Annotated in this window: 10 protein-coding genes and 1 pseudogene; 8 read left to right on the plus strand and 3 right to left on the minus strand. The window is 74.9% G+C overall.

Features of this window, described 5'->3' with window-relative positions:
- The first annotated feature begins 85 nt into the window (after positions 1–85).
- Entirely contained in the window at positions 86–2,467 is a 2,382-nt protein-coding gene (locus ABZ899_RS26840; protein ID WP_361350740.1) for a phosphoketolase family protein, read from the plus strand.
- 22 nt (positions 2,468–2,489) lie between these two features.
- Here the strand turns inward: ABZ899_RS26840 and ABZ899_RS26845 are convergent, their stop codons facing one another.
- Positions 2,490–2,885, minus strand: a complete 396-nt coding sequence (locus ABZ899_RS26845) for an STAS domain-containing protein (RefSeq protein WP_361350741.1) — start codon at positions 2,883–2,885, stop codon at positions 2,490–2,492.
- A 227-nt stretch (positions 2,886–3,112) separates the two neighbouring features.
- On the opposite strand from ABZ899_RS26845, the gene ABZ899_RS26850 reads away from it, so the two are divergent.
- Positions 3,113–4,186, plus strand: coding sequence for an alcohol dehydrogenase catalytic domain-containing protein (locus ABZ899_RS26850; RefSeq protein WP_361350743.1), 1,074 nt, complete (start codon positions 3,113–3,115; stop codon positions 4,184–4,186).
- A gap of 32 nt (positions 4,187–4,218) precedes the next feature.
- Here the strand turns inward: ABZ899_RS26850 and ABZ899_RS26855 are convergent, their stop codons facing one another.
- Positions 4,219–4,686: a pyridoxamine 5'-phosphate oxidase family protein gene (locus tag ABZ899_RS26855; RefSeq protein ID WP_361350745.1), complete on the minus strand. Its 468-nt coding sequence runs from the start codon at positions 4,684–4,686 to the stop codon at positions 4,219–4,221.
- Positions 4,687–4,970: 284 nt separating this feature from the next.
- Between ABZ899_RS26855 and ABZ899_RS26860 the strand changes: the two genes are divergently transcribed.
- From ABZ899_RS26860 to ABZ899_RS26870, 3 genes and pseudogenes are all read left to right on the plus strand, one after another.
- Positions 4,971–6,698, plus strand: coding sequence for a GAF domain-containing sensor histidine kinase (locus ABZ899_RS26860; RefSeq protein ID WP_361350747.1), 1,728 nt, complete (start codon positions 4,971–4,973; stop codon positions 6,696–6,698).
- A 175-nt stretch (positions 6,699–6,873) separates the two neighbouring features.
- Positions 6,874–7,725: a universal stress protein gene (locus ABZ899_RS26865; protein WP_361350749.1), complete on the plus strand. Its 852-nt coding sequence runs from the start codon at positions 6,874–6,876 to the stop codon at positions 7,723–7,725.
- Between the two features lie 95 nt (positions 7,726–7,820).
- Positions 7,821–7,925 (plus strand): annotated as a pseudogene (locus ABZ899_RS26870) (universal stress protein); the annotation flags it as partial.
- Positions 7,926–8,156: 231 nt separating this feature from the next.
- On the opposite strand, the gene ABZ899_RS26875 reads toward ABZ899_RS26870, so the two are convergent.
- Entirely contained in the window at positions 8,157–8,465 is a 309-nt protein-coding gene (locus ABZ899_RS26875; protein ID WP_360558439.1) for a hypothetical protein, read from the minus strand.
- A gap of 359 nt (positions 8,466–8,824) precedes the next feature.
- Between ABZ899_RS26875 and ABZ899_RS26880 the strand changes: the two genes are divergently transcribed.
- The 3 genes from ABZ899_RS26880 (at position 8,825) to ABZ899_RS26890 (ending at position 14,139) form a co-directional block, all read left to right on the plus strand.
- Positions 8,825–10,003 (plus strand): glutamate--cysteine ligase, encoded by a 1,179-nt coding sequence (locus tag ABZ899_RS26880; protein ID WP_361350888.1) that lies wholly within the window; start codon positions 8,825–8,827, stop codon positions 10,001–10,003.
- A gap of 180 nt (positions 10,004–10,183) precedes the next feature.
- The gene (locus ABZ899_RS26885) at positions 10,184–11,968 is read left to right on the plus strand and encodes an N-acetylglutaminylglutamine amidotransferase (RefSeq protein ID WP_361350751.1); all 1,785 of its coding nucleotides are present in this window, start codon (positions 10,184–10,186) and stop codon (positions 11,966–11,968) included.
- A complete protein-coding gene (locus ABZ899_RS26890) occupies positions 11,941–14,139 on the plus strand; it encodes a prolyl oligopeptidase family serine peptidase (protein WP_361350753.1) in 2,199 nt (732 codons plus the stop codon). The genes ABZ899_RS26885 and ABZ899_RS26890 overlap by 28 nt, the downstream gene beginning before the upstream one ends.
- The last annotated feature ends 4 nt before the right edge of the window (positions 14,140–14,143 follow it).

Raw genomic sequence — 14,143 nt, forward strand, 5'->3', positions numbered from 1 at the left:
TGCGAGGACGGGCGCACCCGCCACACAGCACCCCGACCGCCGGACCACCGCACGCGAGCCCGACCGACGACCACGGAGACCTCTCATGTCCCAGGTGGACCTCCACCCCCGCACGGCACCTTCCGACGACGAACTGCGCACGCTGGACGCCCACTGGCGGGCCGCCAACTACCTGGCCGCCGGGCAGATCTACCTGATGGCGAACCCGCTGCTGACCGAGCCGCTGCGCCCCGAGCACATCAAGCCGCGCCTCCTCGGCCACTGGGGCACCTCGCCCGGCCTGAACCTCGTCTACACCCACCTCAACCGTGTGATCTCCGCCCGCGGCCTGGACACGCTGTGCGTGTGGGGCCCGGGGCACGGCGGGCCGTCGGTCCTCGCCGGCTCCTGGCTGGACGGCAGCTACGGCGAGCACTACCCGGACGTCTCGCGCGACGCGACCGGCATGGAGCGCCTGTTCCGGCAGTTCTCGTTCCCCGGCGGTGTGCCGAGCCATGTGGCGCCCGAGGTCCCGGGATCCATCCACGAGGGCGGCGAGCTCGGCTACTCGCTGGCGCACGCCTACGGGGCCGCCTTCGACCACCCCGATCTGCTGGTCGCCTGCGTCATCGGCGACGGCGAGGCGGAGACCGGGCCGCTCGCCGCCTCCTGGCACTCCAACAAGTTCCTCGACCCCGTCCACGACGGCGCCGTGCTGCCGATCCTGCACCTCAACGGCTACAAGATCGCCAACCCGACCGTGCTGGCCCGGCTGCCCGAGGCCGAACTCGACGCACTGCTGCGGGGCTACGGCCACGAACCGATCCACGTCGCCGGTGACGACCCGGCCGCCGTCCACCGGGCCATGGCGCGGGCCCTCGACACGGCGCTCGACCGGATCGCCCTCATGCAGCGCTCCGCCCGCGAGGACGGCGTCACCGAACGCGTCCACTGGCCGGTCATCGTGCTGCGCACCCCGAAGGGCTGGACCGGCCCCCGCGAGGTCGACGGGCTCCCGGTCGAGGGCACCTGGCGCTCGCACCAGGTCCCGCTCTCCGGCGTACGGGACAACCCCGAGCACCTGCGGCAGCTGGAGGCGTGGCTGCGCTCCTACCGGCCCGAGGAACTCTTCGACGCCGACGGGCGGCCCGTCGCCGACGTCCTCGCCTGCGTGCCGGAGGGCTCCCGGCGGCTGGGCGCCACCCCGTACGCCAACGGCGGCGTCCTCCTGCACGACCTTCCCGTCCCGTCCCTGGACCGCTTCGCCGTGCCCGTCGACAAGCCCGGCGTGTCCCTGCACGAGCCGACCCGCGTCCTAGGCGACCTGCTGGAACAGGTCATGAAGGACACCTGGGCGCGCCGCGACTTCCGGGTCGTCGGCCCGGACGAGACCGCCTCCAACCGCCTCCAGGCCGTCTTCGACGCCAGCGGCAAGGCGTGGCAGGCCGCCGTCCTGCCCGTCGACGAGCATCTGGACCGGCACGGCCGGGTCATGGAGGTGCTGTCCGAACACCTCTGCCAGGGCTGGCTGGAGGGGTACCTCCTGACCGGCCGACACGGGCTGTTCTCCTGCTACGAGGCGTTCGTGCACATCGTCGACTCGATGGTCAACCAGCACATCAAGTGGCTGCGGACGTCCCGGGGGCTGCCGTGGCGGGCCCCGGTGGCCTCGCTCAACTACCTGCTGACCTCGCACGTGTGGCGCCAGGACCACAACGGCTTCTCCCACCAGGACCCCGGTTTCGTCGACCACGTCCTCAACAAGAGCCCCGAGGTGGTCCGGGTCTATCTGCCGCCGGACGCCAACACCCTGCTGTCGGTGGCGGACCATGCCCTGCGCAGCCGCGACTACGTCAACGTGATCGTCGCCGGGAAGCAGCCCTGCTTCGACTGGCTGTCCATGGACGCCGCCCGCGACCACTGCGCGCGCGGCGCGGGCATCTGGGAGTGGGCCGGTACCGAGAACGGCGGCGAACCGGACGTCGTCCTGGCCTGTGCCGGGGACGTGCCCACCCAGGAGGTGCTGGCCGCGGCGCAGCTGCTGCGCCGCCACCTGCCCGAGCTCGCCGTCCGCGTGGTCAACGTCGTCGACATGACCCGGCTGCTGCCGCACGAGGAGCACCCGCACGGCATGACGGACTTCGAGTACGACGGGCTGTTCACCCGCGACAAGCCGGTGATCTTCGCGTACCACGGCTATCCGTGGCTGATCCACCGCCTCGCCTACCGCCGCGCCGGGCACTCCCAGCTGCATGTGCGCGGCTACAAGGAGTCCGGCACCACGACCACGCCGTTCGACATGGTGGTGCGCAACGACCTGGACCGCTACCGGCTCGTCATGGACGTCGTCGACCGGGTCCCCGGCCTCGCGGTGCGGGCCGCCGCCGTACGGCAGGCCATGGTGGACGCCCGCACCCGGCACCACGCCTGGATCCGCGAGCACGGCACCGACCTGCCCGAGGTGGCCGACTGGTCCTGGAACGCCTGACCCGGCGCGGGGGTGCGGGAACTCAGCGCAGGGCGACCCACGCCCCCGTGGCCGCGTCCAGCGGCCGGGACGTCACGTCCGGCAGCCGGGACGCGACCTCGAACACGCCGCCCAGGTCCAGCATGCGCAGCATGCGCCGGAACCGGGCGCTGTCGCTGACCAGCCGGAGCCGGCCCGCGCGGGCCCGGACCCGGTTGTGCGCCCGGCACAGCACACCGAGGCCGGCGCAGTCGATGAAGGTCACACCCCGCAGATCGAGCACGAGATCCGGGGACGGGCCTGACGTCAGGGCGTCCAGGCGCGTCGTGAGCGAGGTCGCGGTACCGAGGTCGATCTCGCCGCGCAGTGCCACGACGGTCGGCCCGTCGACGGAACCCCGTGCCGTGGCGACGGCGAGTTCCGTGTGGTTCTCGGTCATAGCGCGATCAAACCTCCGCGGGGCGTGCGGGCGACAGGGCCGAAGGTCCCTGCCGGGTGGGTCCGCGGTCCCGACATCGGGGCGGGTGGAGGCCGGCCGGGCAGGGTCCTGCGACGGGCCCGCCCGGCCCGTGCGGGCCCCGCCCATCCGGGTCAAGCTGGAGATGCGGGACGTCCGGCCGCACCGGGCCCGTGTCCCGCCACCGGACGAGCGGGGTGAGGAGTGCCATGAAGGGTTACGTGTTCCACGGCACCGGCCAGGCCGCCTGGGAGGAGGTCCCGGACCCGGCCCTGAAGGAACCCACCGACGCGGTCGTCCGCGTCGGCGCCGTCGCCATCTGCGGCACGGACCTGCACATCCTCAAGGGCGACGTACCGGAGGTCCGCCCCGGCACCGTCCTCGGGCACGAGGCGGTCGGCGAGATCGTCGAGGTCGGCGGCGACGTACGGACCGTGCGCCCCGGGGACCGCGTGCTGATCTCCTGCATCACCGCGTGCGGGCGCTGCTCCTCCTGCCGCCGGTCGGCGTACGGGCAGTGCCGGGGCGGCGGGGGCTGGATCCTCGGCCATCTGATCGACGGCACCCAGGCCGAGTACGTCCGCGTCCCGTTCGCCGACCTGTCCGTGCACCCGCTGCCCGGCACCCTGTCCGACGAGGCGGCCGTGCCGCTGGCCGACATCTTCCCCACGTCGTACGAGGTGGGCGTGCTCAACGGGCGGGTGCGGCCCGGCGACACGGTCGTCGTGGTCGGCGCCGGACCCGTCGGGCTCGCGGCCGTCGCCACGGCCCGGCTGTTCTCGCCCGAACGGATCGTGGCCGTCGACCTGGCCCCCACCCGGCTGGAGGCCGCCCGGCGGCTCGGCGCCGACGCGGTCGCCGACGCCCGCGAGATGCCCGAACAACTGGTCGCCGACCTGACCGACGGACTCGGCGCGGACGTCGTCGTCGAGGCCGTCGGCACACCGGAGACCTTCGAGGTGTGCACCCGCATGGTCCGCCCCGGCGGGCACGTCGCCAACATCGGCGTGCACGGCGCCCCCGCGACCCTGCACCTGGAAGACCTCTGGACCAAGAACATCACCCTCACCACCGGCCTCGTCGACACCTACTCCACGCCGACCCTGCTGAAGATGACGGCCGCCGGCCGGCTGCCCGCCGCGGAGCTGGTCACCCACACCTTCGTCCTCGACCAGATGCAGGAGGCGTACGACGTCTTCGCCGGCGCAGCCGACACCGGGGCCCTGAAGGTGGTCCTCGGCGGCGAGCACCACGACGAGATCCTGCCGGTGGAGGCGGCCTGAGGGCGACGGGTCGCCCACGACCGGGAAGGGCCTCAGGTCCCGGCGGGGCAGTCGTCCGCGGCGGCCAGCAGGACGCCGGTGACCAGGTCCGGGCGGATCCGGACCGCCTGGTCCATCGCCTGGTCCACCCACGGCCGCACCAGAGCCCGGCAGCGCGCCAGATCCTCGGGATCGGTCACCAGGCGGGCGTATCCGGTCACCACCACGCTCCAGCCGAGACGGGTGCGCGGGTCGATGGCGTCCGCCTCGTAGGCGACGACCACCCCGGGGTCCCGGGCCCGCTCCGTGCGGGACGTCAGGGCGGCGCTCTCATGGGTGCGGATGACGATGTCCCCGCCGTCCAGGACGTGGTTGACCGGGCGGACGGTGGGCAGCGCGTGCCGGGTGAAGACGATCCGGCCCAGGGACACGCTGGCCAGCAGCCGCAGCGCCTCGGCGCTGTCGAGCTCGATGCGGCGGCGCGGCCCCACGAGGGCCGGCCGGGTGTCGTCGTGAACCATCGCGGACTTCCGTCGGAGTGGGCGGTGCGCCGTGCGGCGCCTGCACGCACGGAGCGACACCGCGGGGGATCGGTGCCGCTCCTTCCTCAACCATCCCTCGTGTCGCCGCCCGGCGCCAGGGCCGATGGGCCCCGCACGGGGCCCGTACGGCCCGGGGGCGGCGCACAGGCGCACCGGGTGGCCCCGCACGGCTGATTCTCTGCAGGCGCGTGCCGGCGGCCGGTAGCGTGGTTCCCGTCCGGAGCGGCCGACTCCGACCGCCGACGGAACCGGAGGAGACGCAGGTGGGAAGCGCCGAGACGCCGCGGCAGGCCCGCATCGGGCTGCCGCAGCTGAGGCTGGACGAGTTGCTGGAGGAGCTTCAGGCGCGGCTGGACGCCGCCCGCGGCACCCGCGACCGGGTGCACAGCCTGCTGGAGGCGGTGCTCTCCGTCGGCCGGGAACTGAATCTGGAACACGCCCTGCACAGCATCGTCGAGGCCGCCGCGGTCCTCGTCGACGCCGAGTACGCCGCCCTCGGCGTGATCGGCCCGGACGGCAAGCGGCTGTCCGCCTTCCACACCGTGGGCGTCAGCGAGGAGCGGATCGCCCGGATCGGGCACTATCCCGAGGGCCACGGCATCCTCGGCGAGCTGATCCGCCACCCCGAACCGCTGCGCCTGACCAAGATCTCCGAGCATCCGGCGTCGTACGGCTTCCCGCCGAACCACCCGCCGATGAACACCTTCCTCGGCGTCCCCATCCGGGTCCGCGACCAGGTGTTCGGCAATCTGTACCTCACCGAGAAGCGGGGCGGGGCGCAGTTCGACGGCGAGGACGAGTCGGTGCTGTCGACGCTGGCCGTCGCGGCCGGTGTCGCCATCGACAACGCCCGGCTGTACGAGGAGTCCCGGCTGCGGGAGCGCTGGCTGCGGGCCACCGCCGAGATCACCCACAGCCTGCTGTCCGGCGGTGGACGCGCCGAGGTGCTGCGGCTCATCGCCGAGCGGGCCGGCGAGATCACCGGCTCGGCGCTGGCCGCGGTCGGCATGCCCATGGAGGACACCGGCACGCTCTCCGTGGAGATCGCCGTGGGAGTGGACGCCGAGGCCCACCAGGGGCTCGTGCTGCCGGTCGGCACGACGCTGATGGGGCTGGCCTTCACCGGGGCCGTGCCGGTCACCAGCGCGGACGTCGGCGCCGACCCGCGGGTCTCTCCGGAGCCGCCCCGCTTCGCCGGACTCGGCCCGGCCGTCGCCGTGCCGATCGGCACCGCCGAGGGTGAGGTCCGCGGCGTCCTGCTGCTCGCGCGCAAGGCCGGGCAGACGGTGTTCTCGCCGTCGGAGACCGAGACCCTGCAGGCGTTCGCCGCCCAGGCCGCCGTAGCGATGGAGCTGGCGCAGCGGCGGCAGGACGCCGAGGAGGTCGCCGTCCTCAAGGACCGCGACCGGATCGCCCGTGACCTGCACGACCTGGCGATCCAGCGGCTGTTCGCGACGGGGATGACCCTGCAGAGCGCCGGCCGCTTCATCGAGCACCCCGAGGCCGCGGAACGGGTCGTCCGGGCCGTGGACGACCTCGACGAGACCATCAAGATCATCAGGTCCACGATCTTCGGGCTGCGCACCCGCGAGGGCGGCGCCGGGTCGGGGCTGCGCGCGCGGGTCGTGCGGGTCGTGGGCGAGGCCGCGCCGGTGCTGGGCTTCGCGCCCGGCGTCCGGATGGAGGGCCTGGTGGACACCGACGTGCCCCGGGAGACCGCCGACCACGTGGTGGCCGTGCTCTCCGAGGCCCTGACCAACGTCGCCCGGCACGCGCGTGCCGAACGGGCCGACGTCGCCCTCGTCGCCGAGTCCGGCCGGGTCCGCCTCAGCGTCACGGACAACGGCGTCGGCATCCCGTCCGGCGGCCGCCGCAGCGGCCTGCGCAACATGGCGGAACGGGCCCGGCAGTCCGGCGGCGACCTGGAACTCGGCAGTCCCGAGGGCGGCGGCACCCGGCTGGTGTGGTGGGTGCCCCTGCCGGCCGCGTAGCCCGCCGCCGTCGTCCGTACGTCCCGTATGGGCCGCCCGGCCCACCCCGTGAGGGCCGGTCACCGGTGCCGACTGCCCGTCCGCCTCTCGTGCCCCCGCCCCCGCCGGAGTGACGGTGGGATCGGAAAGCCCATGGCTGTCCTGCCGGGCAGCCGGACGGAAGGCGGTGAGGGCGATGACGCTCCCCCTGATCGTGGGCGTCGACGGATCGGATCCCAGCCTGGTCGCCGTCGACTGGGCCGTGGACGAGGCCGTCCGCCACGGATTGACACTGCGGCTGGTGCACGCCTCCCTGTGGGAGCGCTACGCGGGCACCATGCCGCCGCTGGGCGGGGGACGCTTCTCCGAGCGCGCCCTGGCCGAGCACCTCGTGGCCTCCGCGGCCGAGCGGGCCGCGCGGCGGGCCCCCGGACTCAGGGTCACGACAGACATCCTGCCCGCCGAGGCCGTCGACGCCCTCCTGCACGAAGGCGCCAACGCCCACGCCCTGGTGGTGGGCGACCGCGGCCGCGGCGAGCTGAAGGGCCTGCTGCTCGGCTCCGTCAGCCTCGGTGTCGCGGCCCGCGCCCACTGCCCGGTGATCGTGGTGCGGGGCGGCGAGCCGGGCGTCGTCGGCCTGCACGAACGCGTACTGCTCGGCGTGGGCGACACCGCGACCAGCGGCCGGGCGGTGGACTTCGCCGTCCGCGAGGCGGAAGTACGCGGCTGCGCCCTGGACGCCGTACGCGCCTGGCGGCACCCCGCGCCGGTCGGCGCCGGGGACGGCGATCACGAACGGCGGGCCGCGACCCTGCTCGACGAGGCGCTGCGCGCCCCGCTGGCCGCGCACCCGGACGTCCGGGTGCGCCGGGCCACCGTCGAGGGCCCGGCCCGCGCCGTCCTGATGGACCGCTCGGCGGCGGCCGACCTGCTGGTCCTGGGCGCCCGCCACCGGCACGGCCACTTCGGCCTGCAACTGGGCCGGGTCGGTCACACACTGCTGCACCACGCCGAATGCCCGGTGGCGATCGTGCCGCAGCTGGCGTGACCCCGGCCGGGGGCTGACGAGGCCGCTGCGCGTCCCGCACGCCGGCCGGGCGCGGTCCTGGTGGTCGCTCGGTGGCGGGCCGGCCCGCTCGTCCAGGGGCGCGCAGGCGCGGCCACGTCGGCCTGCGACTGAGCCGCATCCAGCACACACTGCTGCACCACGCCGCATGCCCGGTGGCGGTCGTGCCGCAGCTGGCGTGACCCCGGCCGGGGGCTGACGAGGCCGCTGCGCGTCCCGCACGCCGGCCTGGCGCCGTCCTGGTGGCCGCTCGTCCCGAAGCGCGCAGGCGCGGCCACGTCGGCCTGCGACTGCGCCGCATCCGGCACGCGCTGACGCGTCACGCCGAACGCCTGGTGGCGATCGTGGCTGAGCGCGGGGCCCAGCGAGGGACCACACCCCGCCGCATCACTTCTCGTGCCCGGCGGCGCCCGTCACGGACGCGGGTTCACCCGCTGCCACCGGGGCCGGGCGTCCGGGCCGCGGCGGCCTGCCCCCGCGGCGCAGCGTGGGCACACCCGCTGGACGCGGTCCGCCGCACCGCCCGACTCCGGGAAGATGTCCGGCCACGGCACATGCGCGAAACGCGACAGGCGGGAGCGGCTGAGCGACAGCCCGCAGACGGTCTGGTTCAGGCCGGGCTCCCAGGCGTGGACCTCCCCGGCGGGCAGACGGCGCCTGCCTTCCTCCTCGTCGGTCCACTGCCCGGAGGCGGCCACGGCGTAGTTCTTCGCGCGTCCCATCGTGCGCAACCGGGTGCCCCGCCGGGCGCGCCTCACGCACGCGGGCGACCCCCGCACGCCGGCGGCCCGGCGCGCGGGCCGGGCGGCCGCCGGGCAAGGTGGAGCCATGGTCGCTCGCGGCTGCCGGGCCCCCTGCGGGGGCCGGTCCGCCGACCGGGACACCGCCTGTGGTGCGGGGGTGCCGGCGGGCCCCCCGACGCCCTCACCTGCGGCGAAGGCGGTACCCCCGTGCGGTGAGGGGATTGTGCGCCTCAGGGCTGGGAACCCAGAAGCACACCACAACCACCCGAGACCGCCCGGAGGGGGAGCCCCCTCACCCGCCGGGCCGGAGCTCGGATCCCGAGGAGAGACCCGTGACCATGCGCATCGGTGTGGAGGAAGAGTTCCACGTCCTGGAGGTGGAGAGCGGGCTGCTCGTACCGCGTGCGGACGCGGTGCTGCGGCGCCTCCCCGGACAGACCTTCACGACCGAACTGCAACCGTGCACCGTCGAGTCCAACAGCGCCGTCCACGCGTCCCTGGACGATCTGCACGCCGACCTGACCGGCATGCGCCGACAGCTCGATGCCGCCGCCTCCTCGCTGGGGCTCGCCGTCGTGGCCTCGGGCACCGCCCCGCTCGCCCCCGGCGCGTCCGCGCACCCCACCGCCGAGGACCGCTACCGGCACATGGCCGAGGAGTACCGCAGGGTCGCCGACGAGCAACTGATCTGCGGCGCCCAGGTCCATGTCGACATCCCCGACCGCGACACCGCCGTCCAGGTCATGTGCGAGGTGTCGCCCTGGCTGCCCGCGCTGCTGGCCCTGTCCGCGAGCTCGCCGTTCTGGCAGGGGACCGACACCGGGTACGCGAGCTGGCGCACCCTGGTGTGGCAGCGCTGGCCCACCGCCGGCCCGCCCGGCTGCTTCGCGACCGCCGCCGAGTACGACGCCGCGGTGAACGACTTCGTGCGGGCCGGGATCATCAGCGACACCGGCATGGTCTACTACGACGTCCGGCCCTCCGACCACCTGCGCACCCTGGAGCTGCGCATCTGCGACGCCTGCCCGCGCGCGGAGACCGTGGTCCTGATCGCCGGCCTCTTCCGCGCCCTGGTCACCGAGGCCCGCGCCCGGCTCCGCCGGCGCGGCACCCCCGGCTGCGGGGGCCGGCACGAGTGGCTGCGGGGCGCGTCCTGGCGGGCCGCCCGCTCGGGTCTGGAGGGCACGCTCGTGGACCCCGAGACGCACCGGGAGGCCTCCGCGCGCCAGGTCGTACGCAAGCTGCTGATGCGGCTGCGCCCCGCGCTGGAGGCGCACGGCGACTGGACGACGGTCCGGGACCTGGCGGAGGAGATCCTCGCCGAGGGCTCCGCGGCCCGGCGGATGCGCCGCACGGCCCGCCAGGAGGACCTGCTGGGGTGCGTCGACATGCTGATCGCCGAGACCCGCGGCGAGCGCCGCGGCCGCGGCCCCGCGCGCACCGCGCCGCCCCGGACCGTCATGGCGCCGACGCCTCCGTCGGCCGGTCCGGATGCCCCGGACGTGGTCGGCCGCTGACATGCCGGGGACCGGCCCGCGCTTCGGCGTGCCCCGGTCCCGTACGGCGCCTGTCCTGTCCCCGAACAGAGAGGATCCCCCCATGCGTTCCGTCATCGCCGAGGCCGCTGCCGCCGGCTGCGCGTCGGCCCCTCCGCCCACCCGAACCGGGGCGGGCGCCCGGAAGGGAGGCGTCACCGCATGTGCGGGCTGAGCGGGGAGATCCGCTTCGACGGGCAGCCGGCCGACGTGACCGCTGTCGAACGCATGAATGAACAGCTCGTGGGGCGCGGGCCCGACGGGCAGGGCAGCTGGCACCGGGGCCCCGTCGCCCTCGGCCACCGGCGTCTGAAGATCATCGACCTGACGGACCGCGGGGCCCAGCCGATGACCGACGCCCGCGGTGGGCTCACCGGTGTCTTCAACGGCTGCGTCTACAACTACCCGGAGCTGCGCGAGGAGTTGCGCGCCCTCGGGCACCACTTCGAGTCGACGTCCGACACCGAGGTCGTCCTCAAGGCGTACCGGCAGTGGGGCACCGACTGCGTCGACCACTTCAAGGGCATGTTCGCCTTCGCGATCTTCGAGCACCGCACCGGCCGGCTCGTCCTCGCCCGCGACCGGCTCGGCATCAAGCCCCTGTACCTGGCCCGCACCCCGGGCCGGCTGCGGTTCGCCTCCACCCTGCCCGCGCTCCTCGCCGCAGGCGACGTGGACACGTCCCTGGACCCGGCCGCCCTGCACCAGTACCTCAGCTGGCACGCCACGGTCGCGGCGCCGCGCACCGTCCTCAACGGCGTCCGCAAGCTCCCGCCGGCCACCGTGCGGGTCGTCGAGCCGGACGGCACCCACCGGGACCACTGCTACTGGCAGCCGTCGTACACCCGCCGCGACGCGTACGCCGGCATGAGCGCGGACGAGTGGCGCGACGCGGTGCTGGAGGCGCTGCGCACCGCCGTCCGGCGCCGCATGGTCGCCGACGTGCCGGTCGGCGTCCTGCTGTCCGGCGGCCTCGACTCCAGCCTGATCGTGGCGCTGCTGGCCGACGAGGGGCAGCGCGACCTGAAGACGTTCAGCGTCGGCTTCGAGTCGGAGGGCGGCGAGGACGGCGACGAGTTCGCCTACTCGGACCTGGTGGCCGGGGAGTTCGGCACCGACCACCGGCGGCTCATGGTCCCCTCCCACCGGGTCTCGGCCGCCCTGGAGAGCGCCGTCGCCGCGATGAGCGAACCGATGATCAGCCACGACGTCGTCGCCTTCCACCTCCTCGCCGAACAGGTGTCGAAGGAGGTCAAGGTCGTACAGAGCGGGCAGGGCGCCGACGAGGTCTTCGCCGGCTACCACTGGTACCCGCGGCTCGCGGACACCACCCGCGAGGACGAGCCGCGGCGCTATGCCGAGGTGTACTTCGACCGTTCCCACGACGACATCGCCCGTATCCTGCGGCCCGACCTGCTCGCCGACCACGACGTCTCCGGCCGGTTCGTCGACGCGCACATGGCCGCCCCCGGCGCCGAGACCGCCCTGGACGCGGCGCTGCGCCTGGACACGCATGTCATGCTGGTGGACGACCCCGTCAAACGGGTCGACAACATGACGATGGCCTGGGGTCTGGAGGCCCGTGTGCCGTTCCTCGACCACGAACTGGTCGAGCTGGCCGCGGCCTGCCCGCCGGAGCTCAAACTGGCCGACGGCGGCAAGGGCGTGCTCAAGGCGGCGGGCCGCAAGCTCCTGCCGGTGGACGTCGTCGACCGGCCCAAGGGCTACTTCCCGGTGCCGGCCATCCGGCACATGGCGGGCCCCGTCCTGGAGCGGGTGCGCGAGGCCCTGGAGGCACCCGAGGCCAAGCGGCGCGGGCTTTTCCGTGCGTCCTACGTCGGTGAACTGCTCGCGGCGCCCGACGAGCACCGGACCCGGCGGGGCAACAACGCCCTGTGGCAGATCGCATTGCTGGAGATATGGCTGCAGACGCACGGAATCAGGTGACCGGCCCCGGAGGCGGTCCGGCGCCGCGCCTCCTCGCGTTCCGACCGGCCTCCGGCCCGCCCTCCGCAGGGCAGGCGGAGAGCCGGGCGGGGGAGTGGGGCGGTGCCCACCCGGCGGCCGCCCCGGCGCCCATGCAACTGCCCGGGGCGGGCGGCCCGCGCGACGCCGTGACGCGGCTGCGCGCCCACGGCTGCTGGTACCCCTCGGCCGACCCCAGCGGCACCGAGGTCGCCTTCATCTGCGACCGAGGCGGCGTCCCCCAGCTCTGGGCGGGGCCCGTCGACGGCGAGGACGTACGGCTCCTGGACGCCTCGCCGGACCCCGTCAAGGAGGTGTCCTGGTCACCGGACGGCCGCTGGATCGCGTACACCACCGCGCCCGGCGGCGGCGAGCACACCCGGGTCCTGTGCGTACGCCCCGACGGCTCCGGACGGCGGCTCCTCGCGGGCGCCGACCCGGCGGGCTCCGCCTACCTGGGCCGCTGGGCGCACGACGGGTCGGCGGTCTCCGTCACCGTGGCGGCCGGCATGGCGCCCGCCTCCGCCTCCCTCGACCACGAGGGCGGCGCGCCCGGGACGGCGGCCGAGTGGACGGAACGGGACGGGCACGCCACCCTCCTCGGCCCCCTCGCCCACGACCCCGTGACGGGACCGCGGCCGGGCGGCGGCCCCGCCACCCTCACCGCACCGGCGGGCCGGGCCGTCCGCACCGAGGGCGGCCTGTCCGTCTACCTCATCGACCCCGACGGCCTGGCGTCCCCCGTGCTGGTCTCGACCGAGACGCACGCGGCGTCCCTGCGGGTCTGCGACCTCAGCCGCGACGGCCGTCTCGTGCTGCTGCGCCGGGGTCCGCGCGGGCGCCGGGAGGCGGTGGTGAGGCGCACCGCCGACGGGGAGGCCACCTTCGTGATGCCGGTCGCCGACGGCGACCCGTGGATCGGCCGGTTCTCCCCCGACGGGCGCACCCTGTGGCTGCGCAGCAACGCCGACCGCGAGTTCGCGGCCCTCGTCGCCGTCGAACTGGACGAGGACGGAGGGCCCCGGGGCACCTCCGTCCTGGCCGAGCGCGAGGGCAGCGACCTGGAACTGCTGACCCTGGCGCACGACGGCACCACGGCGGTCCTGGCGTGGAACGTGCGGGGCGCGAGCGAGCTGGAGGTCGTCGAGACCTCGCCGCCCGGCCAGGAGCCCGGGACCCCGGGCCCGCTCCGCCCGGTTCCGCTGCCCCACGAGGTGGTCACCCGGGTCGCCACGGCGGGCCCGGGCCGGCTGCTGCTGGCCCTGTCCGGGTCGCAGCGCCGCCCCGGCGTCTGGTGGGCCCACGAGGGCGTGGCCTTGCTGCGCACCCCCTGGTCGTCGCGCGACGAGGACGCCGTCCCGCCCGGCCGCCCTCCCGTACGCCCCGTACCCCTGCGGCTCACCGCCCGGGACGGGCTCCCCTTGAGCGGCTGGTACTACCGGGCGCCGGGGCGCGGCCCGGACGTGCCGGCGCCCTGCGTGATCCATCTGCACGGCGGCCCCGAGGAACAGGAACGGCCGGTCTTCAACCCGCTCTACCACGAACTTCTCGGGCGCGGCATGGACGTCTTCGCACCCGATGTGCGCGGCTCCCTGGGGCACGGCAGGTCGTTCGTCGACGCCGACCTCGGCGCCGGCCGCTTCGCCGCGCTCGACGACGTGGCGGACTGCGCGGCCCACGCGGTCGTCGCGGGCCCCGCCGACCCGACCCGGCTGGCGGTCATGGGGCGTTCGTACGGCGGCTATCTGACGTTCGCCTCCGTGGTGTGGCACCCGGACCTGTTCCGCACGGCGGTCGCCGTCTGCGGCATGTCGGACTTCCTGACCTTCTTCGCCGGAACCGAGCCGTGGATCGCGGAGTCGGCCGCGCACAAGTACGGGCATCCCGAGCGCGACCGCGCCCTGCTGCGCAGCCTGTCACCGATGAGCCGTATCGACGCGCTGCGCGCCCCGGTCCTCGCCGTCCACGGGGAACACGACACCAACGTGCCGCCGGGGGAGTCCCGGCAGTTCGTCCGGGCCGCGCGCGAACGGGGCGTCGAGGCCGAGCTGCTGATGCTGCGCGACGAGGGGCACGACTTCCTGCGGGCGGAGAACCGCCGGCTGTTCCGCCGGGCCGCGGCCGACTGGCTCCAGAGCCATCTGGGCCTGTGACCCG

Source organism: Streptomyces sp. NPDC046859 (genome assembly GCF_040645135.1).
In the GTDB taxonomy this organism is placed as follows: Bacteria; Actinomycetota; Actinomycetes; order Streptomycetales; family Streptomycetaceae; genus Streptomyces.